Genomic DNA, 25,961 nt, shown 5'->3' with positions numbered 1-25,961 from the left:
TCTCTATTAGAAGGAGTGTAAAGCTATGAGTAATTCTATCGCAACTCTATATCATCGGATGGGGTTCGAATTGCCTTATTCGGTATGGAGAAGAAAAGGAGAGTCCGACCAATTAGAGGAGATGATGAATCCAACCAAAATGGATCCGCTTAATTTGAAGAGTGTTCGAGGAGAAGCCATTCAAACTTTTTTTGAGGATACTGAGCAAAAAGTTCAATTTACATATGCAGATGATTACTGTATCTTTCTCATTTTTACTGAAAAACGTAAAGTTAGCGAAAATGATTTAGCATTGCTTTTTGATTTTTTTTATAAAGGATATGCCGAATTCGTCGATGTTACAGGACGTGTCAAACTGGCGAAAATTGTGGATAGCATTAGTTATACAACTGCATCGCTCAATTTAGAACAAGTTTTCTCCAATATTTTGACTCATACATTAGAGGTCATTACAAATGCAGATTATGGAACGCTTTGGTTATATGATGAAACAAAAAAGAAAATCGTTTGCAAAGCATCAGAAGGCTATCGATACGAAGAAATTCGTCATATGGAGTTTGAAGTCGGAGAAGGTCCTGTTGGTCATGTTTTTGAACAAGGGACCCCAGTGTTAATTAAAGATCCCAGTGATTTGGATTTTGGCGAAGTAAAGCATATTTCGAAAGAAAACAAACAACGGTGGGGAAGGCGAGTGGAAGACATCACGAATATTCGGTCGGTGATTGCTTACCCTATTGTGGTAGAAGAGCGTATTGAATGTGTCATGTATTTAGGACAGATGCATTCGGAATATGTTTTAACCGATCGAGATTTATGGCTGCTACAAATCTTTACCACACAAGTAGGCATCGCCATTCGCAATGCCAAACAGTTTGCAAACATCCGGGAATTGAATGATACCTTAATGCAGCGAGATGCCATCCATGCGACATTGACGGATTTATCGGTTCGCAATATGGGGACTGAAAAAATGGTAGAGGAATTAAGTCGAATGGTAGGACAGCCTTTGGTGTTTGTTGATTTGCTTACAAATGAAATGGTTCCGACTATGTCCATGCTTCCGAAAGGATTATCCTTTAGTAATTTATTGCGCATCATTCAAAAAGAATCTCATGCGAAGAGAATCGAACTCAATACAAAAGAAGCCGATGTCTTATATCCAATTCGTTCAGGTTCTGTTGTGCTTGGCTGTCTCATTGCGAAGTCGCCACAAACTATAAGGCGTCTTGGTGAAGTGGCACTCGAACAAGGAAGTTCAGTACTTGCGTTGGAACGCGTTCAAAAACAAAATGTGCTGGCATTTTATTATAAAAATCAACAAGATTTGTTTGACGAATTACTTCACACTAATGATCCGGAGTTGCTCAATGAAAAAGCAGAGGCTCTCGGGATTCGAGATTCTGGAGGATTTGTCGTGGCAGTGTTACAAGTGACAGGTTGCTCTGATCCTCAAGAACTTGAAGCGCACATTTTTCGAATCATTGCGGAGTTGCGTTCCGCAGCAGGCGCACTTGTACAGACCGTGTTTGGTTGGCAAAATAAAGTCATTTTACTCGCTGGCGTAGCGGGAGCTATAGAACTCAGTTTCTTCGAAAGACAATTGAATGAAATGTTAGTGTATCGAGCAGATGGACGAAATGATTATACGTTGAATGGTGGAATTGGGTCGCTGATTCATTCCTACAGCGAGATTGAGCGATCGTATCGGGAAGCGGAAATTGCGTTAACTAACCCACTTGCAGGCAAGTTTAATCACAAGCTTGTCCGTTACACAGATATCGGAATTAGCCGTTTATTTACCAGTCGAAATACAGAAGAAGTTAGTAAGTTTTTAACAGATATTTTTAATCCATTGAGCGAAATAGATCGTTCAGGCGGCATGTTGGAACAAACACTTCTCGTTTATTTTGAAAAGAATCGTTCGGTGGGAGAAGCGGCAGAAACTTTGCATATTCATATCAACACACTTTATCAACGTCTAAAAAAAATAGAAGAAGTTTTGGGGTTGTCGTTGAAAAATGCAGATGATGCCTTACAACTTCAGTTAGCGTGTTATTTGCATCAACGTGCATAGAAAAAACCGTCCCATCGTAGAAAACCGCCTCCTTGTGTCAAACACAATTCAAGTTATACAATAGAACTGCATAAGAAATTCGCCCTATTCAACTATAGAGCGGATTTCTTTTACATAAAAATCGAAAAAGCTAAGTGAGTACGCGAAGCCGGACTGTTTCGTAATCCAGGAGCTCATCTTCGTCACCTACAATGGCATGCAGCGCTTCGGATAATTCATCAAGATCCAGGTAGTCGCCGGCAAATTGCGGAGTGTACGTGATTTGCAGCATGAAAGTTCTCTTTTGGTATTTTCTTTTACTGTAGCAAAAAACCAACGTTTGCTTAGCAAGTAGAGTAGGAATCGCCAAAAAATACAAATCGACTCAATAAAACCGCCCACACTTCCATAAGACGAAAGTGTGAGCGGTTTGCATAAGAATTATTCATCAGTTTTATCTGTCTCAGGATGTGTAGTAAAAGGTTTTTCTTCATAGTTTGATACATCATACTCTCGGATTGATTGATATTTTTCGGAGTCGAGCCATCAGGAATAGAGGCGTTCATTACGGTGAGCCTTAGAGCATCAGTAGTATTCAGGATCTGAAGCTTCTTCAACTGCAGCCAGGACTAACGCATTTCTTAAATATCCTGCGTTCTGAATTTGAATTCATGCTTACCACCCCTTTACTTAGTGCCTCAATAATATTATAAAGTGTAAGGAATCTAAGGGAATATAGGCTTTCATTAATGACTAATCCCTTTGTTTCACCCCTGCACATCTCCCTCATTATTATATCGATTTAATTCCAAAATTTTACATTAAAAACACGCCCCAGGTAAAGAAGCAATTCTAAACGATTTTGACAATACACTACAATTGCATAGCCAAACTAGCTGCCTCAACATTTCAGGTGTGGTTTTTTCATTTTATTTATTGATATAAATTGTTTGGGGATTGTGTCATTCCATGGGAAGCAGAAGTATGATTTTAATAAGTAGGTAAAAAAAAAGCGTCCCTGTGTCAAACACAATTCAAGTTATACACTAAACCTGCATAAGAAATCCGCCTATTCAACGGTAGAGCGGATTTCTTTTACATTAACATTGAAAAAGCTAAGTAGTCATGATTGTTTTGAGCACAGGGAGGAATTGGGGACTGCTGGAAATAATGATATTTGGAAGTTCAGTGCAATTATGGCTTTATTCCTGTGGATGGGTAAGGCAAGGCTGTATTTGGCAGATAAGAAATGTATATAATGGCAATTAAGAATATTCGGTTAGATGTATAAATTCTCTGCCCTATGTCGCTTGACACGGAGCCTCTGCGGGTACGATTTCACGCAAAGGAATGCGCTATGTGACTTTGCATAGCACACGAGCTTATCATACCCGCCACTCCGTATAAAGCGTTGAATATGCGGTAATTCATGCATTCCCTTAATTGCCAAACACTACATTCCTCAAATGCCAGTAACAGCAAGGCTGATCCGTTCGCTGGCACTGCAGGAGAAAGAGCTTGATTGGATCAATGCTTCAAGAACCGCGGGGAGTAACCCAATCAAAATCATATTTTCACAGATGATGCCGAACCTAATGGGTATCACCATCGCAAACGGAACATTATCAGTCGCTGCAAATATTGGCATAGAGTCAGGGCTGTCTTTCCTCGGCTTCGGTTTCCCTGAAGACTACCCGCCTCTTGGAACATTGTTTTCTTATGCGACCCAGACTCAGGCACTGCAACACAGATGGTGGGTATGGCTGCCGGCAGCATTGGAGATCTATATGTACGCAACATCGGCGAAGCATTACTCCATGCAGGGAATACGAGAAAAAGACAGGCTTCATACATCACAAAAGGCGTTGTTGTCTTTTAATAAGACATTATTACAAAAAATTGTTGGATGTCATAAAAAAGTAATATTATTATTTTATTTCAGAAAATTGTGATAACATCATTTTCAAAGGAGTTTCATATTTTTAGTTAGGATATGAAAGTCTTAATCAATTTTTGATACTGAATTTCAGGGGAAATGAACTTCAATATACATTCAGTTAAATATTTTAGAAAAGGGGAGGAAAAACGATGACGAAAATTTCGTGGTCAAGATTACTGTTCTTTACAATGCTGATCTTTGTATTGGCTTTGGCAGCATGCGGCAATGATGAAACTTCAAACGAAGAATCACCTGCTGATTCGGATGCTACAACAGAAGAAGGTGCTGACGAAGGAACTGAAACGGAAGAAAGTGCTGATGAGGGCGTTGAGGAAAGTGCAGATGGAGAATCTGCAGAAACTGAACCAAAAATTACTGAGTTTGAACCGGCATTTCCAGAACAAACAAGAGCACCTGCAGTAGTGACTGAAACAGAACTTAATGAAGAAGTTATTGTTGAGGGTCTTGGCGTGCTTTGGGGTATGGCAGAGTTTGAACCCAACCGCTTACTTGTTACGCAAAGAGATACAGCAGAACTTCTTATTGTAAACCTTAATGAGTTCGCTGTTTCAGAACCAATCGAAGGCACACCAGAAGTAAATAACTCAGGTCAGGGTGGCTTACTTGATGTAGCCGTTGCACCTGATTTTGACGAATCAAGATTAGTATTTTTGACGTTTTCTCAAGATGTCGAAGGCGGTACTGTAACTGCTCTCGGTAAAGGTGTTTTATCAGAAGATGAAGCCTCACTTGAAGATTTTGAAGTCATCTTCCAGGCGGAACCGGCATATGAGGGTGACTTACATTATGGTGGACGTATTATCTTTGATGAGGATGGCAACCTATTCTTAACAACTGGTGAGCGTTCAGATGATCCAATTCGCGAACGTGCACAAGACTTGGATGCTTACTTAGGTAAAGTCATCCACATTACACAAGATGGGGAAGCAGTAGATACGAATCCATTTATCGACGATGAAGAAGCACTGGATGGTATTTACAGCTACGGTCACCGTAATATTCAAGGTATAGACTTCCACCCTGAAACAGGAGACTTATGGATTGTTGAATTCGGTCCACAATCTGGGGATGAACTGAATATTGTTGAACCAGGCAATAATTATGGATGGCCAATTGTTTCTTATGGTATCGAGTACACAGGTGAATTGATCAATGATGGAATTTCAGAACACGAGGCGCAAGGCTTTATTGAACCAAGATATTATTGGGATCCAACAAGTGCGCCAAGTGGTAGCTCATTTTATGATAACGACGCAATTCCTGAATGGGAGAACAACTTGTTCATCGGTGGTTTAGTGTCGAGCTATATTGCACGTGTCGTTATTGAAGGTGACACCATCGTTGGAGAAGAACGTCTATTAACTGATAAAGGCGAACGTTTCCGTGATATTCTTGTAACTGAGGATGGCGCGCTTATTGCATCCACTGATGGCGGTGCGATTTATAAGATTACTGCAGCAGGTGAATGAAAACGCGCCCCTGTGTCAAAAAAGATTCCGTTGATTAACTGCAATGCATTAAGAGTAAGCCGTATCCAGAAACCTCAATGGTTAACGGATACGGCTTTCTTATTTGAATCCTACTCCTCCTATTTTTCTCGACTATGGAGCAGGCGCATTGCGAATGGCTTGCGCTAGGGATGGTTTTAACGCTCTTTCACCTTTTTATTTAAATATTCTAATATTTTTGATGTTTTTACTGGTAATCGAACATAGGTTCTGTTATATTAAATGCATACCACTATGGAATGAGGTGTATTTCGATGGTGCTTGCAATCAAAGAAGTGAACGGATTTGAAAAAGGAAAGAAATATACGAAGGAACTTGAGTTTGTTTCTTGCTTTAAAAGCGACGAATATCGAGTGATCGCTTTAATAGATAGAGATGGCAATATTGTTTATTGGACAACTACAGAAGATTCGCTTGAATATCGAAACTTCCGCAAAAAAGCTACTTACACATTTAAAGTCAGCTATATTTCTACCATAATCGGTCCTTCCAGACCAAAGGTTATTATTGCAGAATTGAATGATGTAACAGCTGAAAACGGCATGTATGGTGAAGCAGCGCAATATAAATTAAATGCTTAATATATATTTTAAAGAACCTTGACACTTTCAAGGTTCTTTTTTCTGTAGTGTCGAGTCCTATGCACATAGGATTTTCGAAAAATCCGATGAAGCTGACCGGTCAAAATTTATAAGTATGGCCTTTATTATTTCTGCCTCACTCCGCTCCAAAAGCCACAATCCCATAAGTCTCCAAATACAGTTTCAACACACGCAGCCATTGCTTTTCAGTCGCAAGCCCTACATGCCCATCCGGTCGAATCAGGTACAGCGCATCTTGCTTGAATCCTGCGTCTTTCATCTTCGCTTCCCATGGAAACTCATGGAGCTGGAGCGACTGCGAGCAGGCAAAGTCGATCAGCTCCGGCTGCGCTTTGCCGTATATGTGAATTTGCCAATCGACGGAGCGCAGCGGCGTGAAATTATCGCCTATGTCAGTTTCGATCCACGGCAAACGCATGCCGCCGTAGACCTTGCCGGCTTTGCCTTTGCTCAAGAGGCTGCTGCGGTAATTGATGTGAATTTGAGACAAGATTTTAAACGCATTTTTTGAGGGGAAGGAAAATTTGAATACGGACGGCAAGATGTAAGGTACGGCATACTCCCGCAGCAACGTGCCGGGCAGTTTTTGATTGACGATCGTTTGGAACGCTTTGTCGGTCGTCGCGATCAACCGGCGCGCAAAGGCGATGCGCTCTTGTTCGTAGGTGCTCAATATGCTTGGCGCAGCTTTGCCTTGAATCACTGCTGCGAGTTTCCACCCCAAATTGATGGCATCCCCAATGCCGGTGTTCATGCCTTGTCCGCCGGTCGGACTGTGCAGGTGGCCGGCGTCGCCCAAGATAAAGACGCGCCCTTTGGCAAATCGCTCGCTGACTCGGTTATGGACGCGGTAGGTCGAAAACCAATTGACCTTAGCCGCGCTCACGCGGATTTTGTTTTCAATGTAATTGGTGATTTCACTGTATTGGACATCGGTGCGCTCGTTGAATTCCTCGGGCACAATGCCAAGGATTCGTTTGGTGTTGGCGTTGCGGACGTTCATATACAGCATAAAGCCGTCATTGTCCATGTACATGTCCATCTTTTCCATATCGTCTACCGGCTGCTCAGTTTCGATATCAGCGACAAAAAATAAATGCTTGTACGTGCCGCCGGGAAAGTCGAGTCCCAGCCCTTTTCGGACCATGCTGCCGGCTCCGTCGCATCCGCATAAATAGGCGAACTCCGCTCTTTCTTCTGGCTGTCCTTGCTGCTGCATCACGGCGTTCACGCCAACTCCTGTGTCTTCAAACGAAAGCAAGGAGGTGTTCCATTCGACTTCGACGCCGATTTTATTTAATTCGTCCACGAGAATTTCTTCGTGTTCGTCTTGCGGCAAGCTCAAGATAAACGGAAACGGGCTCAGCCCTTTGCCCAACTTATGGAATTTTACCGTGGCTCTCACCCGTTTGCCGTCGCTGACATCCAGCGACAAAATCGGATGCCCCCGCTTGATGTTGCGTTCGGCCAGACCCAGTTGGTCGTACTGCTCCAATATGCGCGCATGCACGGCGAGTGCACGTGACGCTGTGCCGGTTCCTGCGTTTTTATCGATGATCCGAAACGGCACGCCTTGGCGCGCCAGGCTATAGGCAAGAGCCAGGCCAGTGGGGCCAGCTCCGACGATTAAGATTTGTGGGTTCATCCTAGAGACCTCCTAATGAGTATCACGCCTGCTGATCGATTTAGTTTCAAGTGCCGTGTGAAGCAATAAAATCGAGTATAGGAAAAGTTCTTATAAAAAAAACAGGTGATACCGAACGAAAAAGAGCTTGTACAGCTACTATATCCTTAATCGGCGCATTTCAAGCAAAAAAGTGTCCCCGTGCAAGAAACAATTTTAAGCGATTTTGACAGTACGCTACAATTTAAACACGGAGCAATCAGCGGGACGTGATAGAATAACAGGTAGTGGAACAGAAAAATAAACGGTATGCCTTGTCTAGCAGAAAATGCAGCATTCATGGTTGATAGATGAGTTGAAAGGAATGGGATAGCAAAATGAACAAGATGGTAGAACAAAAAATGAACGAGATGACAGAAGTATTTAACAGTTTGCCGAATTGCCGGATTGAAACCGATGAGGCCGGCCGGATATTGATCTTGAGCGATAATCCGGTTCCTTGGAGTGGCGCACTTGAGAAGAAGGACGCGCACTCGGCGTATAAAATTGGGTCCATTACGCCTCATAAAGCGGCGCTTGGCCTTTATATTGATTTCCCGCATAATCATATAGAGATTGATCGGGTAGACGACATCATCGATCCCGAATTCACATTGACTTATTATGAGCCAGGCACCAAGACATCAACAGTGAAAAGCTGGTGGAGGTTCCGATCGGACGAGAAATTCGACAGCATCCACCTGGTTCTGAGAAAAACAGAACTGGAATTGTATGATTTTAAGAGAGACGACTGGGTTGGATTGATGGGAGAGATTACGGCTGTTCATAAATGATGGATAGCTTAGCTGAATGGCGGAACTCCAATAGCGCTATTATGCCGAACAAATTTCAGGTTACTAACTATATTTACACACTTGCTGAATCAACCTGGCAGGTGTGTTTTTTTATTGTCCCGCACTCAGTAAATGGCCAGAAGGAGTGAGGAAAGTAGATTGTATCCTTTATATCTAATTGCTTAGTTAACTATACAGTACAAAGAAATGATGTATAAGGAAAGGAGTATATTTGCACCTCATTGCTTCAAAATTTTTTACATTAATTGGCATCTTTCGTTTTATTAAAAAGAATGAAGAAGCGTCTGCGTATATAGTAGCAACACCTGTGGTATAGAATAGGAAGAAACTAATACACTGAAGGCATCGGGGGATGAAAAATGAATGAGTTTATTGAGTTCAGAAATCGTGTTTATGACAATGAAAGTAATGATAGTTATCCTCTCCAATTTTTAAATGAGTACATAAATAACAGTAAGGCGATAAACTCCGATGAAGCAAGAGTGGTCGAGCAAATTCGAACGATAAAGCAACTGGAGCTGAACAAGCAACTAGGTGAAAAAGAAATAGATGAATTGATCTCGTTTTTGGGAGAGCATTCCTCTACAGACCGATTTACAGTAGATGCGGTTTTAAACTTGTTCAATGATGAGATCAAGCAAATAGTAGAGAAGAAAATAAAAGACGTACTATTGAACCAACAGTACGATGGTCAAAAGCTCTATCACGTTTTGGATATTTGTATTGAATGTGGTATCGACATTTTAGGTGATAACGATCTCTTATTTATGCTTCAGCAATACGAACTGGATTTAGAGATCACTTCTATCTTACTGGACTATATGGATCGTTTTAAAAGACCGGGATTTAAAGATGCTATATACAAATTATTGACCCTGGATTACCCTGATGGGATAAAGATCCAAGGAATCAATTTATTGATGAATTTGTATCCAATGGAGACTGTTGATCAATCCTTTGTGGAGAAGCATATAAGAAATGAGAAAAACAAAGTGTTTTTTGATAGTTATATGGACTTTCTCAAGACAGATTTTGCCTTTGAAAAGCAAGGCACTTCAATTTTGCAGGCCATGTTCTATGGGGATTTTGAAGATAGCGGGAAAGGGAATAGTGGAGGGTTAGCCGTATTATTAAAAGGTTTGGGTGAAGAGATCTCGAAAGACAGCCGCATCTCCCATGTATTTACGATTACGATCACTCAAGAATTAAACAAGCCCTTTATAAGCTTTCATGGAGATAAACACGTATTTATCAGATTGCCAATCTATTTAGATCAGTCTGTAAGGGACAAGTTCATCAAAAGAGAGTTATTTATAAAAAGACAGATAGCCAATTATTTAAATCGGTCAGAAATAAAGCCCGATGTCTTTCATATCAGATTTTTAGATAACGCGTCTAAAGCTGTGGCTCATCTAAGCAAGGATTTAAATAGTAAACTTGTCTTTACACTAACGCCAGACCCGCACCGAAACATGTTTGATGGATTGGGGCAATTAAAAGAACTTGGTTTCAACGAGCTTATTGAAAAACTGAACAAGATAAAAATAGGCGACGAATTAATCCGCACAAGCGATGGAATCGTTGGCATAGGGAATGGAGATGTGAAAACAGAACTTGCGGTCTATTTCCCTCAATTTAAAGATGACATTGTAAATGGAAAAATTGAAATGATCGGTGAAGGCATACAAACAGGCCAATCAATTGATGGAGAGGCCATCGCTGCCTATTCAAATCGCCTTATCGAATGGAATGAAACAAATAAAGGCTTTTTTGAAAAACCTGTCATCTTAAACGTCGGGAGATTAGCTGTTTTAAAAGGGCAGATGGAACTTTTAAAAGCCTGGTCAAACTCCAAGCTTTCGGAAACCCATAATCTTCTCATAATTGGTGGAGACTTGGAGAGACCGAGTAAAGAAGAAGAAATGGTGATGGAATTTTTCAAGAATTTCTTACAAAAGCATCCTCAATTCAAAGACAGGTTCATACATAAAGGTGCCATGTCGAACTTGGATATAAGACTGCTTGAAAGGGAGATTATTGAGAGAGACTTTGACTATCCTCACATCTATCTGTGCTCCAGTGTAAAAGAAGAGTTTGGCATCGCTATTTTGGAAGCGATGTCGATAGGGTTCCTAACCCTGGGCCCGATAAAAGGTGGAGTTAAAAGTTATATGGAAAATGGGGAAAATGGATTTTTGATCGACACAAGCAATGGGGAAACGATTGCCGAAGAAACGGAAAAACATCTGTATGATTCTAAAATCGACAAAGACGCAGTGAAAAAAATTCAAGCTGCAGGACAAAAAACAGTGGATGAAAACTTTTCTATTCAAAAGATCTCACATGAGTTTGTGTCATTTTATTTGTCTTTAGAAGGAGAAAAAGAAAATGAAATATAAGAAAATCTTTGTTATCAGTCCGCCTTTTTATTCGCATTTTAACCCCTTGCTCGTATTAGCCAAAAGTTTTCAAGAACAGGGTGCAGAAGTGACGTTTGGCTGCAGTATCGAATTTAAGGAAAAAATCTTAAAAGAGAATTTGGCTTTTTATGAAATCGATATAAATTCAAATAAAAATATCGGGAAAGGTGAACACGCAATACAACCGGATACCGAGAGAATCAGATTGGAAGAATTTTTTGAGTCGACAAAAAAAGGTGCAGTAGAAACACTGATTACCCAATCCCGCCACCGAAAGGCTGATATGCTTTATAATCCGCAACAGCTTATCGATAAGATAAAGTTCATAGATGAGGCCATGGATGTTGATCTGTATGTGGTCGATATATTGTCATACTCGGTTACGCTTAGCTTGTATTTTCTAGGGCTGCCTTTTGTGACATTTTGTCCGCCTCATCCCAATACCATTCCAAAAGAAGGAAGGTATTTTAATGTACCCAAAAGCTGGCCTGAGGCGATAACGGTCGAGGAAGAAGATTTGAAGATGTTAAAGCAGGTTTCCACCCAAACACAAAGGGAATTTACTGAAGTTTTCAATAGTATTATCGTTGAAAATAAGTCGATTAAAAAAATTAGCAATGCGTTCAGTTTAGTCTCTGAAATAGCGGTGATCTACAACTATTTTGATTTCAACGACATTGAAAAAAATGAAGAAAATCCGAAGGAACTATTTATCGGGAATTCATTTGAAGCGGTTTCGTTAGATGAAGAATGGATGGAAAAAATAGATACGAAAGAACAGAAAATCATGATCAGTTTAGGGACTTTTTTATCGAACAGAAAAGACGTACTTGAAAAACTCATCCTGTCGGCCAGAGAAAGTAATCCTGATGCGCTATTGATCGTTTCTGCAGGCAGCAATGCGGATGAACTTAAGAAATACAGCTCGCCCAATACAATAATCGAAGGTTTTATCCCTCAAATAGCTCTTATGCAGTATGTAGACACAGTTGTCTTTCATGGTGGATGCAACACCTTAACAGAGGCTATGTACCATGGGAAAAAGATGGTCATCTTACCATTTTCCAGCGATCAATTTAATATTGCATATGATGTTGAGAAGAATAATTTAGGGAGAGTACTGGATCCGAATAATTTCAGCACAGAAGAATTAGCAAAGGCATTTAATGATCTAGAAGAGGCTTCTAAGGACAATTTACTGCATTGGAGAAACATCTCAAGAGAAAGAGGCGCGGATTATGCAGTGAAAAAAATATTGGAGATCGAGGCTGTCGACAACGTCTAATATAAAGTTCAGTTGTCTACTACTTGCATCGAATAATATCTAAATAAAAGTGAAAAGTGGTGTTTTATGAAAGAAATAGTTGGAGCAGACACGAAGAGTAAGAATACAAATAAATACGATGTGGATGGTGTACCTCCACTAACAGAAGCCATACCTTTAGGGTTGCAGCATATTTTTGCAATGTTTTTAGGGAATGTCGCTGTCCCTATCATCATCGCAGGTGTGGTTGGCATAACAGGAACTGATTTAACGATACTGGTTCAAAGTGCAATGATCATGGCAGGAGTTGCAACGATTATCCAATGTTACCCAATATGGATGATCGGAGCACGACTCCCAGTAGTTATGGGCACTAGTTTTGGGTTTCTGTCTACAAATATCGTAATCGCAAGCTCCTATGGCATATCAGGATTATTGGGTGCAAGTCTTATAGGGGGGTTATTTGGCGGCACTTTAGGATTTTTCATAAAGAAACTAAGAAGATTCTTTCCAAAGATTGTAACAGGTACAGTAGTGCTTACGATTGGTTTGTCGCTTTTGCCTACAGGTATTGTATCGATGGCAGGAGGAAGTGGATCTGAAAATTTTGGATCGGCTAAAAACTGGATGGTGGCTTTACTGGTATTGGCCATTGTGCTCATTCTAAATAGATATGCAAAGGGAATGGCGAAAACATCCTCCATTTTAATAGGAATTTTCATTGGCTATATGGTGGCTTTGCCGCTGGGGATGGTGGAATTTTCAGCAATAAGAGAAGCTACCTGGTTTTCAGTTCCACAACCCTTTTATTTTCCCATGGAATTTTACTGGGGAGCTATACTCCCTATGTTAATTATGTTTATCGTGACATCTGTTGAGACAGTTGGAGATGTTACAGCGATGACTACTGGGGGAGCAGGCAGAGAACCCACGGAAAATGAGCTTTCCGGCTCAGTCATAGCAAATGGTTTTACCTCTTCCCTGGGAGCGATTTTTAATTCTTTGCCAAATACATCTTTTAGCCAAAATGTAGGAATGATCGCATTTACAAAAGTAATGAGCAGATATGTCGTAGCTGTTGGCGCTGCATTTTTAATATTGGCTGGTCTTATTCCTAAGATTGGAGCGCTTGTATCTACCATGCCACCAGCAGTTATTGGCGGTGCCACAGTCATTATCTTTTCTCAGATTACGTTAACAGGAATAGACATATTGACGTCAGAGCCTTTAAATGAAAGAGCAAAGATCATCATTGGATTATCTTTAGTATTTGGACTCGGATTAAGTCAAGTACCCGATGCGATGAACGCGTTCCCAGAAGTTATCAAGTTGTTGTTTGGCGGATCTGGAATAACAATCGCCTGTTTTGTTGCTATTGTATTGAACCTAGTCATTCCAGAGGATTCAATGAAGGAAGCCGCATAGACGAAATCAGGTCCCTGTGTGTTAAACCCAATTCAGTTTATTGGTAACAATAACATGGAGAAAAAGCCATATCCAGTGAGTTTAAAAATAGTAGAAAAAATGAACTTCCTATCTATATAGATGTGTATATTATGTACGTAACGTACGTTATGTGCTAATATATAAGAAAAGGAGGAATGGTGATGTTATCGACTCTTAATGCTACCGATGTCCGCAAGAATTGGGGGCAATTCAATGATGATGTCATTCGAGTAGGTCCCCGTTTTGTAAAGCGCAGCCGCGACGAATGGGCAGCTCTGAGTTCCGAACAACTTAAAGCAGCTTTTGACTCTTTTCGATTTAAAGCAGAATTTACCAGAGAAGAAGACAATAGTACAACTATGACATTAGAAGGATTTGATTTGGTTGAGAACGCGGAAACCAAAGATGAGGTAATTGATCTAATGGCTGATTCATTGGCGGATTATGCAGAAGATTATATGGCTCAATTTACATTGTATAGCAATTCTCCCAATCGTAAGAAACACTTCCCTTACTTGATGAATGTGATGGCTCAGTCTGATACTGAGGCAGTAAAGGCTTTGATAGATGCCTAGTTTCAGAGATATTGAACGTTTTTGTCGCCGAGATGGATGGGAAGAATACAAGGAAAAAGGTCATCACATCTATTTTATGAAGGTAATGGAAGACGGCACTATTAAAAGACCCAAGGTATCAAGAGGTACTGGTGAAGTTAAAGGGCATCTATGGAAAGAAATTTTGAAGAAACAACTTCAGGTTACAGAAGAAGAATTCAATAACATTAAATAAACCACTAAAAAGCAAATTATATTCGATAAATTTCCACACCCGCTGCGTCAGCATTTCGGGTGTGGATTTTTCATTTTATTCATCCTTACCCGAAAAAAATGTCCTATTCAACCTCGAACCCCTACAGGTTATAATCGATTCAGGGGGAATTCTCATGAACTTAAAAAATTTGAAAACCTACGTGCCGGCAAAGCTCTATAAGCGCGGCCTTGATTATTTTGAGCAGAACTTTGTGGAGCAGTTGACAGAAGATGCGCCCAATCGCTGGCATGCGCGGGTAGCGGGAACCCGGGATTACGAAGTGTCGATCAATTTGACGAAAGATGGCACGATTGTGGGTTCTTACTGTACCTGTCCGTTCGAATCCGATTCGCTGTGCAAACATGAAGTGGCGGTGTGTCTGGCGATCCGAGAACATAAAAAAGAAAACGGTTCGTCTGCAGTGGATGTGCTGACGCAATTAAAGGCGCTGAAAAAAGCGGAGCTGTTGGAAATCCTCGAGGAGCTGGTGGAGAAACAGCCATCCGTCCACCTCTATTTGACAGAGAAACTCTCCGATTCGAGTGATATGAATGAGGAAAAGGCGCGTCGGATCATCCGGAAGTCGGTGAACCGAGCCAGCCGCAGCGGGTTTATCGAGTGGGGACGGACGGATCAGGCACTTGAAGGGGTGTGGGAAGTCCTCGAATATATAGATGGATTGAATTTGCAGCACGATGCCGAAAGGATTATCCGCCTCAGTTTGATTGTCATTGAGGAGTGTACGGGTATCCTGCAAATGGCGGACGATTCATCCGGGGGTATCAGCTCAGCGATTGACGAAAGCTTGGAGAAAATTGACGAAACGCTGGCGAAGTGGCCGGGAGAACTGGATGAAGCGACTGTCGATCGTATACTCGTCCTGCTCTATCCACATATCCTCTTCGCGCTGGAGCAGGACATCACAGAAGCGGCGAGTTATCTGGTGGAAGCGGTTCTGCAATGGAATGAAAGAGGCGATTTCACCGAAAAGCTATATAATTATATTGCTGATTTGATTGCCAGTGACGAGATGCAAAACAAGACATACGATTACACAGAAGAGCGGTTTCGCATGTACCAGCTGGTGATGTTGCAACAGCAAGGCAAGCAGGAAGTGGTCGAAGCATTTTACGTGAAGTTCCATCGCTATCCCGCAATCCGCAAATCACAGACCCTGCAGGCGCTGGTTGCGGGTGAATTTGAAAAAGTAATCCGGTTGTGTGAAGAGTCGGAAGGGCTGGATGCGAACCTCGCAGGACTTTTGCACGATTGGAAAAAGCTGCGTTTTGCAGCCTACGAAGGAATGGGCAGCACTGCGGAAATGATCGACCTCAGCTTTGAGTTTGCGCTGGAAGGGGAGGAAGAATATTACGTTAAGCTGAGAAGTTTGGTGGATGCGGAGCAATGGCCGGAGAAGCTGGAGGCGCTTCTTGCCGAGACGAAAAACAGCCCGCGGAGTCTGCCTTTGTATCTCAAAATTCTTATTGATGAAAATAGGTTGGAGGAGCTGTTGGATTATTGCCGGAAGGATGTCTCTGCAATCGGGCACCTGTATCCGCACCTGCTAGCTGATTATCCGCATGAAGTGAATGAAATCTATACGACTTATATTTACCGCCTGATTGAGCGGGCTTCCAACCGCAAGGCATACTGGACTGCCTGCCAAAGGATCAAAGCTTTCCAGCAGGCGCTGGGGGCTGGAGCTGCGGCGGGGCTGATTGAAGAGCTGAAGTTCATGTACCCGAAACGGAAAGCGTTATTGGATGAATTGGGGAAGATTGAGTAGCAATAATTGTTTGGCTCCCTGGGAAGTGAAATCGAATTATAAATAATAGAACCTAAAACCCAATATACTCTAATTTAGACACACAAAAAACCAAGTGCGTTAACACTCGGTTGGTGCAGTGGACGCCATATAAGAGCGGCTGCCCAAATTGAAAATGTTTTTAAGCAAAAGAGTAACCACCTACAATCCTGGCTGGGAGAAGGTGGTTGCTTTTTTGAGTTGATGGCAATTGCGAATATCGCCATCTTTCAACAAATATCGAAAACGATAATATTACGACTTAATGATTTCATTATGCGATTTCGTTATTATCTAAGAACCGTTGGATATAAGGTAATTATTATATTCTATGGGAAGCGAATTCTAATCTTATATAAGTTGAACTAAAGAAATAGCATTTTATATACCACTTCGACTCTGAGAAAAAACGCTAAAGATATGGAGTAAAACAGCGAAGACTCCTGCGGCTTAGCGAGACGACCGATACACCGCAGGGAGCGCAGCGGACGAGGAGGATTGGGCGCGAGCCCGCTGGAAAGCGTAGCTGTTTTACGGAATCTCGGCTCCTACAAATCATTAGTTCAACTTATATAGATATTAGAAAATTCTGTATTTACTTATATTGGAACTCACGTATAATGAAAATAAGGAAGTAAAAAGATAGCTCCTGCGTAAAACGGTTTCCCGCTTCCGACCAGAAATAAAAAACCTGAGAAAAGGCGGTATGTGTAATGATTGAAAATCAATTTTATTCACAAGAAAACCAAGGGCCTTACGAGATTTATGACTTAGGGGATTTTGAATTGGAAGAAGGGGGACGGATACCGGACTGCAAACTGGCTTATGCGACGCATGGAGAATTGAATGAACAGAAAAACAATGTTATTTTGATTCCCACCTGGTTTTCCGGCACCAGCAAAGACTACGAGACTTACATAGGTGAAGGAAGGGCGCTGGATCCAACCAAGTACTTCATCATCGTGATCAACCAGTTTGGAAACGGCCTTTCAAGTTCGCCGCATAATAGTCCTGACCCCATCGGTATGGGTGATTTTCCAAATGTCCGCATCGGGGACGATGTCATAGCGCAGCACCGGTTTATTACAGAAAAGTTCGGGATTGAAGAGCTGGCACTGGTGGTGGGCGGTTCGATGGGAGCACAGCAAACGTATGAGTGGGCGGTCAGGTTTCCGGATATGGTGAAACGAGCGGCGCCGATTGCCGGAACGGCGAAAAACACGATCCATGATTTCTTATTTACACAGACATTGATGGATGCCATCAGGTCCGATCCGGGATGGAATGGCGGAAAATACGGATCCCATACAGAAGTGGCAGACGGGTTGAAGCGCCATGCCGATATATGGGCCGTGATGGGCTTTACTCCGGAATTTTTCAAACAGGAAAAATGGGTCTTGTTCGGTGTGGAGACTGCGGAAGAACTGGTGCAAGGTTTCCTTGAGCCATTTTTCCAGATGATGGACCCCAATGCCTTATTGACGATGGCTTGGAAATGGCAGCGCGGTGACGTCAGCCGTTTGACTGAAGGGAATCTGGAAAAAGCGCTTGGCCGCATTAAAGCCAAGTTGTATGTCATGCCGATTGATACCGATATGTTTTTCCCACCGAGTGATTGTGAATCCGAACAACAGCTGATTCCGAACAGTGAGCTGAGAGTGATCAACAGCATCGCCGGCCATTTCGGTTTGTTCGGTGGCGAAGGGGAAGGGTATCACAGCCAGATTGATGGGCATTTGAAAGAATTGCTGGAGGTTTCTGTAGAAGAAGGCGTGCTTGAATAATCTTCTTAGAGAGAATTCAAGAGCTGGAACAGGAAAGTGGAACAAAAAAAGCAGTACGCGGCCGCGTACTGCTTTTTTCATTTGATTCACGTTTAAAATAACTCCTGCGCCAACAATCGATAGACATCCAACCGTTTTTCCTGGGAATGCGGAATGCTGCAGATCATGGCTTCTTCAAAACCGTATTCAAGCTGCTCCCGCTGCAATTGATCGGCTACGTCTTTGGCGGAACCGACTAGATGGAGTTTGCGGCTTGCCTGGATCTGCATGCGGTCCATTTCCGAGAGCGCCGAGTTTTGTGCTTCTTCAGGTGTCATGAGGGGCATGATGCGTCCTTTCATCAGCATGAGGCGCGCAATGTCCTGCGGCAATGCTTCGTATTCTGCTTCTTCGGCTGTTTCAGCTGTTGTCACCAAATACGATACCGAGATTTCGGGTTTTTCCATGAAAGCGGAAGCCGTGAAATTTGCCCGGTAGGAATCTAAAATGTCTTTCGTCATGCCGCCGTTGAAGAATTGGGCAAACGAATAGCCGACACCCATTCGGCCAGCTTCCAGTGCACTGTTGCCGCTTGAACCGAGCAGCCAGGCTTCAGGTAATTGGATATGGGTTGGGGAAGCGATGGTTTTATTGTACATATTGTCTTCCGGCGTTTCGTCGTTGATCAGTTTCAGGGCCGTGTCGAATTTTCCGTACATATCGTCCGTCATGGTTCGGCGTCCTTGGGACAAGGCGTAGATGGAACTGTGGTCGCCGCCCGGAGCACGTCCCACGCCGAAATCGATGCGGCCTGGCGCCAGTGCACTCAATGTTTTAAAGACCTCCGCAAGTTTCAAAGGCGAATAATGCATCATCATCACGCCGCCAGTGCCGATTCGGATCCTCTCTGTTTTGGCGCTTAAGTATGCGGCAGTGACTTCGGGGGCAGAGCTGGAAAATGCGCCGGAGCCATGATGCTCCGCCATCCACATCCGGCTGTAGCCCAATTTGTCGGCGAGAACCGCGAGTTCCACCGCTTTTTGTATAGCCGCTTCTGCCGTGTTTCCTGTCGTGACAGGCGCTTGGTCCAATACACTTAGTTTCATCTATCTAACTTCCTTTCGTTAACTGCAGGTTTGCATATAGAGGAGTATAGCAGTCCGGGATCCTGAAATCATGCGATCTGCCTTCAGGGGTTTATGGCCGGAAATAAATAGAAAAACAGCTGTGCCGGAAACATTTCTGTTTCAAGCACAGCTGTTTTTAAGAATTCTGCAGCTCTATCACTTCTCCGCTTCCCGCGCAGCCTTCACACTATTCGGATCAAAGAAATTATCGACCAAATCATAAATGGTGATGAGCTCATAAAGAATCTTGAACTCTGGTGGGAACAGGATGGGGTGCATGGCATCGCTTGTCGAGACGCCTTTGCTGTCTTCCCAAAAGAAGTCGGTGATGATTTTTAATTGCTGCTGATGCGTTTCTTGATCGTATTCATTGGCATTCTGTAAGTCTTCCGCCAGCTCTGCAACGGCACGCATAATGATATTCCGCTCGGCCGGTGACCACTTGATGCTGTACAGCGGAATGCGAAGCAAAGCATTCAAATGGAATTCCAGGTTGTGCAAAAACAGCAATTGCCTTTCTGCCATCTGGAGTTCTGTTTCCCGATTCCGGACCCAAGGGTAGATGCTGAAATCATCCCGGTGGTACTGAATCAATGTCTCGGTCTTTCTGATTTCCGTCGTCAGCCGTTTCACCAGTTCCTGATCTTTTTGGAGGTTCGCATCACCCTCAAAGAGGACTGTGTGAAATGTGTGTTCCAGCAGTCTTCCTGCACGCCGGCTGATGCTCTCGATGTTTTTCAGAATATCTGTCCGGTAATTGGGCGGGAAAATGAGCATGTTTACCGCGGTGGATACAAGCAACCCAACTGTCGTTGTCCCCAAGCGAATGAAGAATGAAATCAGGACATGATCGTGGATGACTTCCACCATCGCGACAGAAGTCAATGTGGCAACCAGTAAGCCTGCATGCAGCTTAAGTTTGTAGCAAACCAATATGGTGAAAACAGCAGCGAGTGTATAGGTGATCGGGGAATTCCCGAAGAGTGTAATAAAAAGAACGGCGAATGCAGAACCAATCGCAGATGCCGGGAACCGTACGAGTCCCTTTTTGATGGAATCGCTGACGGTCGGCTCAATCGTCACGATGGCCGTGATGACCGCAAAGACAGGAGGCCAGCCGAACCATAAACAAATACTGGCCGTTAAAAATATGGCTATACCTGTTTTCAGAATCCGGCTGCCCTGGAAGGATCGATTCATATTTTAATCACCATCTTTTTATGTAGTTTTTTGGGCTGTAGTATAGTATATCATCTACTTTTAACTAGACGCTACGACAATTTAAATTCAATGCGAAGACACATCCGCTGTAAGACGATTGCGGATGTGTCTTTTTAGTTAGGTGATTAACATCTATTCAACCAATAAAATCGTGGAAATCCGGTGCCTGCCGTTTTCGAGTGGCTTGTTCATAAGCATAGGCCAGTTCGATTAGACGCGGTTCGCTGAAAGCTTGTGCGCTGAACGTGACGCCGATGGGATGCCCGCTGCTGGTGTAGCCGGCAGGGACGGTGATGGACGGATAGCCCGCTCTTGCCGGTTTGGCGGCGCCGCGGTTGTTTTGGAATAACAGGGCATCCAGCTGATGTTCCTTCATGACGGGGTCCAGTCCTTCGGTAGTGGAAGAACGCAAATCGATTTCTCGGTGTTCCATGTATATCGGGTCAGTTGGATCGCCGCTTAAGGATTGTGCTTTTTCCAATTCCGCCTGGCCGAATTTCATGCGGCGCTCCGGATCTTGTTTATTGAACTCGATAACATCGGCCAGTGATTTGACCAGCACTTCGTCAGGCACGGTGCGCAAATAGTCGTTGACGCCTCGCTTGAATTCATACCATAAAACGTCGGATTCGAATGTCTGTTGGGGAATCTTCACTTCTACGACAGTGGCACCAAGCAGCTTCATTTGTTCGATGGCTTCATCCATAATGGCGATTTCTTCCGGTTCTTCATCGTTCATATAGGAACGGTCAACGCCGATGCGGGCGCCTTTCAGACCGTCCGTTTTCAAATGCGGCGTGTAATCGGTCAATGCACGTCCAGCACTTCCAAGTGTTGCCGGATCCTGTTCGTCGACGCCGGTCATAGCGCCGAGCAGGATTGCAGCATCCGCCACGGTACGTGCCATCGGTCCTGCGGTATCCTGGCTTTCAGAAATCGGGATGATGCGCGAGCGGCTGATGAGCCCGACCGTCGGTTTGATGCCGACGATGGAATTGGCGCTCGCCGGACTCAAAATCGATCCGGAAGTTTCAGTGCCGACACCGACAACCGCAAAATTCGAGGCGATGGCAGCGCCTGTCCCTGAACTCGATCCACCGACATCTTCAGCTTTGAAAGTACCGACTCCATAAGGGTTCAGCACTTGGCCGCGAAGTGAACTGTAGCCGCTCACGCCGTCTTTCGACATGAAATAAGCCCATTCGCTCATGTTCACTTTTCCGAGAATAATAGCGCCGGCATTGCGTAATTGTGCGGCAACAAAGGAATCTTCTTTGGCGAAGTTGTGCTCAAGTGCAATGGCGCCGGCCGTTGTTGGCATCCGGTCCGCCGTTTCAATATTGTCTTTCAGCAACACGGGAATGCCGTATAGCGGCCCTTGTCCATCCTGGCCGCGCAACTCATCCAGCTCCGCAGCGATTTTCAAGGCATCTGGATTAACAGTTAAGACGGAATTGATCTTCGGGCCGTTCCGGTCGAATGTTTCGATGCGGTCAAGGTAAGCCTGCACCAATTCGACTGAAGTCAGCTTGTTTTCCTGGAAAGCCTGTTGAATTTCTTCTATTGTCGCTTCGATTGGTTTAAAAGAGGTTGTCTTCATCTCTGGGCTCCTAACTGGTTATGGGAATAGAGTTAAGTGTACACCAATTCTTAATTTTAAATAAAGTCCTGGCTTAACCGGAATTCTATTCAGAGCCATTTCTTTTTTCTTAGAGATTTCAGTGTGTCCAACAAGGGGCGAATCGTTTGAGTTTGCGATGGGGGAAGAGTAATCTGAAAATAGAAACGAGAGGAGTGAAGGTGAATGAATAAAGCGATACCAGAAGTGACGTTGAACGATGGAACAACCTTGCCGGTTACGGGACTCGGTACATACGGACTGTGGGGCAATGCCGGGGCGAACGCAGTCAGCAGCGGCATCAATGCGGGTTACCGGTTGATCGACACCGCCTATAATTACGAGAACGAAGGAGCGGTCGGGGAAGGCATCAAACGAAGCGGCATTTCCCGTGAAGAACTTTGGGTGACGTCCAAACTGCCGGGCCGTTACCATACTTACGACAAAGCGATGGTGGCGATTCAGGAATCGCTGTACCGTTCCAATCTGGATTATTTCGATCTCTACGTGATCCACTGGCCGCTTCCGAATCAAGATCTCTACGTAGAAGCGTGGCAGGCATTGATTGATGCGCAGAAATGGGGACTCGTCCGGTCGATTGGCGTCAGCAACTTCCTGCCGGAGCACCTGGAGCGCATTATTCAAGAGACCGGAGTGACGCCGAGTTTGAATCAGGTTGAATTGCATCCGTTCTTTAACCAGGAAGAACAGCGGCGCGTGCACGCAGAACACGGGATTCAAACGCAATCGTGGAGCCCCATTGCCAGAGCGGCAGACATTCTGTCGAATGACACGGTGCGCAAGATTGCCGAAATCCACAATAAAACAGTCCCGCAGGTTGTGCTGCGCTGGCAATACCAGATCGGTTCTGTTTCGATTCCGCGCTCCACTTCTCCTCAGCGGCAGCGGGAAAACCTGTCTATCTTTGATTTTGAATTAAGCGAAGCCGAAATGGCTGACATTGCAAAATTGTCCCGTCCGGATGGGCGGCTGTTTGGTATGGACCCGGCTACGCATGAAGAATTTTAAAATCGGTATTAGCTCTAGGTAAATAATGGCACACCTGCAGCAGCACGTTGCAGGTGTGTTTTGAATCGAAAAGGAATGATTGGAGCAGCTAACATCTTCAGAAGTAGAGAACTCCCGCTAAAAAATGGACTCGTGCTCGAAAAGATTTATTAATCGTTTTTTTACTGAAAATTCTAAATATGGTATTGACAGCGCTTTCTTTTACGTATAACTTATAGGTAACAAGTTAAAGATTGTGTTGGAGACCGAGAGATTCGCACATCAATGAGAACTTCTGACAAGGAGAGCTTTCATTGAGTGCGAATTTTTTTATGGCCTTTCAAACGGTTTTTGCTTTAAAACAGAAAAAAGGAGTGATAATTGATGTCGGAGTTTTTAGCAGAAGTGATCGGTACCATGATCCTGATTATTTTTGGTGCAGGTGTAGTCGCTGGGGTCGTATTGAAAGATTCGAAAGCTGAGAATAGTGGCTGGATCGTCATTACGATTGCTTGGGGATTGGCCGTAACGATGGGTGTTTATGCAGTCGGCGGTATTTCGGGAGCCCATTTAAATCCAGCGGTGACGCTTGGGTTTGCAGCAGTAGGGGATTTCCCATGGGCGAAAGTGCCGGTTTACATAGCAGCACAGCTTTTGGGGGCGATCATCGGGGCAACAATCGTCTTTTTGAATTACTTGCCGCATTGGAAACGGACAGAAGACCAAGGAGCAAAATTGGGCGTATTCGCCACGAGTCCTGCTGTGCGCAGTCCGTTCTCGAATTTGGTCAGTGAAATCATCGGGACTGCCGTTCTCGTGATGGGCTTATTGTTCATCGGTGCCAATGAATTCACGGAAGGCTTGAATCCGCTGATTGTCGGCGCATTGATTATTGCGATCGGGATGTCGCTCGGCGGCACGACGGGTTACGCCATCAACCCGGCACGTGACCTCGGACCGCGTATTGCGCATGCATTGCTGCCGATTCCAAATAAGGGCAGTTCAGACTGGAGCTATGCCTGGGTACCTGTAGTCGGGCCGATTTTCGGCGGTATCTATGGAGCCGTTTTCTACAAAGCCATGTTTACAGGAGACTTTAACCTGCTTTTCTGGGGACTCAGTGCAATTATGGCCTTGATATTAGTCGGAGCGGCCAACGCAGAACTGAAGAAAGGCCATACAGTGGCCAATGAAATTGAAGACACTTTAGTGGAAGATACCGAAGTGACGAAAGTCCGTTCATAAAAACATCTGAGGAGGAATAGAGAATGAGCAAAGATTACATTCTGTCGATTGACCAAGGAACAACGAGTTCACGTGCGGTATTGTTTAACCATAAAGGGGAAATTGTTGAAACAGCGCAGCAGGAATTTGAACAGTTCTTCCCGAAACCAGGCTGGGTAGAGCATGATGCCAACGAAATCTGGACGTCTGTTTTAGCTTGTATGGCGGGTGTCTTGCGGAAAGCGGATGTGGATCCGGACCAGATTGCAGGAATCGGGATTACGAACCAGCGCGAGACGGCTGTCGTTTGGGACCGCAATACAGGAAAGCCAGTCTATAAAGCGATTGTCTGGCAATCGCGCCAGACAGGCGACATCTGTAAAGAGCTGAAAGAACAAGGACATGAAGAGCTGTTCCGCAAGAAAACCGGTCTTTTGATTGATGCCTATTTCTCCGGGACAAAAGTGAAATGGATTTTGGACAATGTAGAAGGGGCACGAGAAAAAGCGGACAATGGCGATTTGATGTTCGGGACCGTTGATTCCTGGCTTGTCTACAAGTTATCAGGCGGAAAAACCCATGTGACGGATTACAGCAACGCTTCACGAACCTTAATGTACAATATCTACGATTTGGAATGGGATCAGGAACTTCTGGACATTTTGACCGTGCCGAAGAGTATGCTTCCGGAAGTCCGCCAGTCTTCAGAAGTTTATGCACATACGATTGACTACCATTTCTTCGGTCAGGAAGTGCCGATTGCCGGGATTGCCGGTGACCAGCAAGCTGCTTTGTTCGGACAAGCTTGCTTCGAAAAGGGCATGGCGAAAAACACGTATGGCACAGGATGCTTCATGCTGATGAATACTGGCGAAGAAGGCGTGGTTTCGGAGCACGGCCTATTGACCACTTTGGCTTGGGGCGTTGATGGAAAAGTGGAATATGCGCTGGAAGGCAGTATCTTCGTTGCCGGTTCCGCCATTCAATGGCTGCGTGACGGTTTGAAGATTCTGGACACTGCACCGGAAAGTGAAGCCTATGCCACGTCAGTCGAATCGACGGACGGCGTCTACATGGTGCCGGCCTTTGTCGGCCTCGGCACTCCTTACTGGGATACAGATGCCCGCGGCGCCATTTTCGGCTTGACGCGCGGTACGACGAAAGCACATTTCATCCGTGCGACACTTGAATCACTGGCTTACCAGACAAAAGATGTTGTGGATGTCATGATCAAAGATGCCGGCATTGAACTGAAAACCTTGCGCGTAGACGGCGGGGCGGTATCGAATGATTTCCTGATGCAGTTCCAAAGCGACATTCTGGATGTGCCGGTCGAGCGTCCGGTCATTCAGGAAACGACAGCACTGGGGGCAGCTTACCTGGCCGGACTCGCAGTCGGTTTCTGGAAAGACAAAGAAGAGATCGCCAAGCAATGGCAAATCGACAAGACCTTTACACGCGATATGCCAACTGAACAAAGCGAGCATCTATACGATGGCTGGACACAAGCAGTAGCGGCGACAAGAACATTCAAACAAGAAGCGAAGAAAGCGCCGATTGTCCTGTAACGGCTAGAGTATTCACGTCGTTTTGCGTTACCTATAAAGTGCTATGTTAAATGAAAAATGCCCATCCGATTTTCCGGATGGGCATTT

At 44.1% G+C, this 25,961-nt stretch carries 20 protein-coding genes; 15 read left to right on the top strand and 5 right to left on the bottom strand.

Annotated elements, in window-relative coordinates:
- The first annotated feature begins 25 nt into the window (after positions 1-25).
- Positions 26-2,074 carry a helix-turn-helix domain-containing protein gene (locus H9630_RS15050; RefSeq protein ID WP_191716317.1) on the top strand — a complete coding sequence of 683 codons (2,049 nt, stop codon included), beginning with the start codon at positions 26-28 and terminating at the stop codon, positions 2,072-2,074.
- A 130-nt stretch (positions 2,075-2,204) separates the two neighbouring features.
- Here the strand turns inward: H9630_RS15050 and H9630_RS15045 are convergent, their stop codons facing one another.
- The gene (locus tag H9630_RS15045; RefSeq protein ID WP_191716316.1) at positions 2,205-2,345 is read right to left on the bottom strand and encodes a DUF6904 family protein; all 141 of its coding nucleotides are present in this window, start codon (positions 2,343-2,345) and stop codon (positions 2,205-2,207) included.
- A gap of 1,174 nt (positions 2,346-3,519) precedes the next feature.
- Here H9630_RS15045 and H9630_RS15040 point away from each other — a divergent pair.
- The 3 genes from H9630_RS15040 (at position 3,520) to H9630_RS15030 (ending at position 6,102) form a co-directional block, all read left to right on the top strand.
- Positions 3,520-4,005, top strand: coding sequence for an ABC transporter permease subunit (locus H9630_RS15040; RefSeq protein WP_225218579.1), 486 nt, complete (start codon positions 3,520-3,522; stop codon positions 4,003-4,005).
- Positions 4,006-4,141: 136 nt separating this feature from the next.
- The gene (locus tag H9630_RS15035; protein ID WP_191716315.1) at positions 4,142-5,482 is read left to right on the top strand and encodes a PQQ-dependent sugar dehydrogenase; all 1,341 of its coding nucleotides are present in this window, start codon (positions 4,142-4,144) and stop codon (positions 5,480-5,482) included.
- A 293-nt stretch (positions 5,483-5,775) separates the two neighbouring features.
- Complete coding sequence (locus H9630_RS15030; RefSeq protein ID WP_191716314.1) at positions 5,776-6,102, top strand: hypothetical protein; 327 nt, start codon at positions 5,776-5,778, stop codon at positions 6,100-6,102.
- Positions 6,103-6,238: 136 nt separating this feature from the next.
- On the opposite strand, the gene H9630_RS15025 is transcribed toward H9630_RS15030, so the two are convergent.
- The gene (locus tag H9630_RS15025) at positions 6,239-7,768 is read right to left on the bottom strand and encodes an FAD-dependent monooxygenase (RefSeq protein ID WP_191716313.1); all 1,530 of its coding nucleotides are present in this window, start codon (positions 7,766-7,768) and stop codon (positions 6,239-6,241) included.
- Between the two features lie 356 nt (positions 7,769-8,124).
- On the opposite strand from H9630_RS15025, the gene H9630_RS15020 reads away from it, so the two are divergent.
- From H9630_RS15020 to H9630_RS14985, 8 genes are all read left to right on the top strand, one after another.
- Entirely contained in the window at positions 8,125-8,580 is a 456-nt protein-coding gene (locus H9630_RS15020; RefSeq protein WP_191716312.1) for a hypothetical protein, read from the top strand.
- A 380-nt stretch (positions 8,581-8,960) separates the two neighbouring features.
- Positions 8,961-11,000, top strand: coding sequence for a glycosyltransferase family 4 protein (locus H9630_RS15015; protein ID WP_191716311.1), 2,040 nt, complete (start codon positions 8,961-8,963; stop codon positions 10,998-11,000).
- A complete protein-coding gene (locus H9630_RS15010) occupies positions 10,990-12,306 on the top strand; it encodes a glycosyltransferase (protein WP_191716310.1) in 1,317 nt (438 codons plus the stop codon). The genes H9630_RS15015 and H9630_RS15010 overlap by 11 nt, the downstream gene beginning before the upstream one ends.
- 66 nt (positions 12,307-12,372) lie before the next feature.
- Positions 12,373-13,710 carry a uracil-xanthine permease family protein gene (locus H9630_RS15005; protein ID WP_191716309.1) on the top strand — a complete coding sequence of 446 codons (1,338 nt, stop codon included), beginning with the start codon at positions 12,373-12,375 and terminating at the stop codon, positions 13,708-13,710.
- 182 nt (positions 13,711-13,892) lie between these two features.
- On the top strand, positions 13,893-14,306 hold the full coding sequence (locus tag H9630_RS15000; RefSeq protein WP_191716308.1) for a hypothetical protein: 414 nt from the start codon (positions 13,893-13,895) through the stop codon (positions 14,304-14,306).
- The gene (locus H9630_RS14995; protein ID WP_191716307.1) at positions 14,299-14,520 is read left to right on the top strand and encodes a type II toxin-antitoxin system HicA family toxin; all 222 of its coding nucleotides are present in this window, start codon (positions 14,299-14,301) and stop codon (positions 14,518-14,520) included. The genes H9630_RS15000 and H9630_RS14995 overlap by 8 nt, the downstream gene beginning before the upstream one ends.
- Positions 14,521-14,674: 154 nt before the next feature.
- On the top strand, positions 14,675-16,327 hold the full coding sequence (locus H9630_RS14990; RefSeq protein ID WP_191716306.1) for an SWIM zinc finger family protein: 1,653 nt from the start codon (positions 14,675-14,677) through the stop codon (positions 16,325-16,327).
- 731 nt (positions 16,328-17,058) lie between these two features.
- On the top strand, positions 17,059-18,129 hold the full coding sequence (locus H9630_RS14985) for an alpha/beta fold hydrolase (RefSeq protein WP_191716305.1): 1,071 nt from the start codon (positions 17,059-17,061) through the stop codon (positions 18,127-18,129).
- A 92-nt stretch (positions 18,130-18,221) separates the two neighbouring features.
- On the opposite strand, the gene H9630_RS14980 is transcribed toward H9630_RS14985, so the two are convergent.
- From H9630_RS14980 to H9630_RS14970, 3 genes are all read right to left on the bottom strand, one after another.
- Positions 18,222-19,214 (bottom strand): MsnO8 family LLM class oxidoreductase, encoded by a 993-nt coding sequence (locus H9630_RS14980; protein WP_191716304.1) that lies wholly within the window; start codon positions 19,212-19,214, stop codon positions 18,222-18,224.
- Positions 19,215-19,391: 177 nt separating this feature from the next.
- The gene (locus H9630_RS14975; protein WP_191716303.1) at positions 19,392-20,435 is read right to left on the bottom strand and encodes an FUSC family protein; all 1,044 of its coding nucleotides are present in this window, start codon (positions 20,433-20,435) and stop codon (positions 19,392-19,394) included.
- A 157-nt stretch (positions 20,436-20,592) separates the two neighbouring features.
- On the bottom strand, positions 20,593-22,056 hold the full coding sequence (locus H9630_RS14970) for an amidase family protein (protein WP_191716302.1): 1,464 nt from the start codon (positions 22,054-22,056) through the stop codon (positions 20,593-20,595).
- A gap of 204 nt (positions 22,057-22,260) precedes the next feature.
- Between H9630_RS14970 and H9630_RS14965 the strand changes: the two genes are divergently transcribed.
- The 3 genes from H9630_RS14965 (at position 22,261) to glpK (ending at position 25,874) form a co-directional block, all read left to right on the top strand.
- The gene (locus H9630_RS14965) at positions 22,261-23,103 is read left to right on the top strand and encodes an aldo/keto reductase (protein WP_191716301.1); all 843 of its coding nucleotides are present in this window, start codon (positions 22,261-22,263) and stop codon (positions 23,101-23,103) included.
- Between the two features lie 363 nt (positions 23,104-23,466).
- On the top strand, positions 23,467-24,327 hold the full coding sequence (locus H9630_RS14960) for an MIP/aquaporin family protein (protein ID WP_191716300.1): 861 nt from the start codon (positions 23,467-23,469) through the stop codon (positions 24,325-24,327).
- 23 nt (positions 24,328-24,350) lie between these two features.
- Entirely contained in the window at positions 24,351-25,874 is a 1,524-nt protein-coding gene (glpK, locus tag H9630_RS14955) for a glycerol kinase GlpK (protein WP_191716299.1), read from the top strand.
- Positions 25,875-25,961: the final 87 nt, after the last annotated feature.

The organism is Planococcus wigleyi, from assembly GCF_014836985.1.
Taxonomy (GTDB): Bacteria; Bacillota; Bacilli; order Bacillales_A; family Planococcaceae; genus Planococcus; species Planococcus notacanthi.
This window is presented reverse-complemented; position numbering and strand designations above follow the sequence as displayed.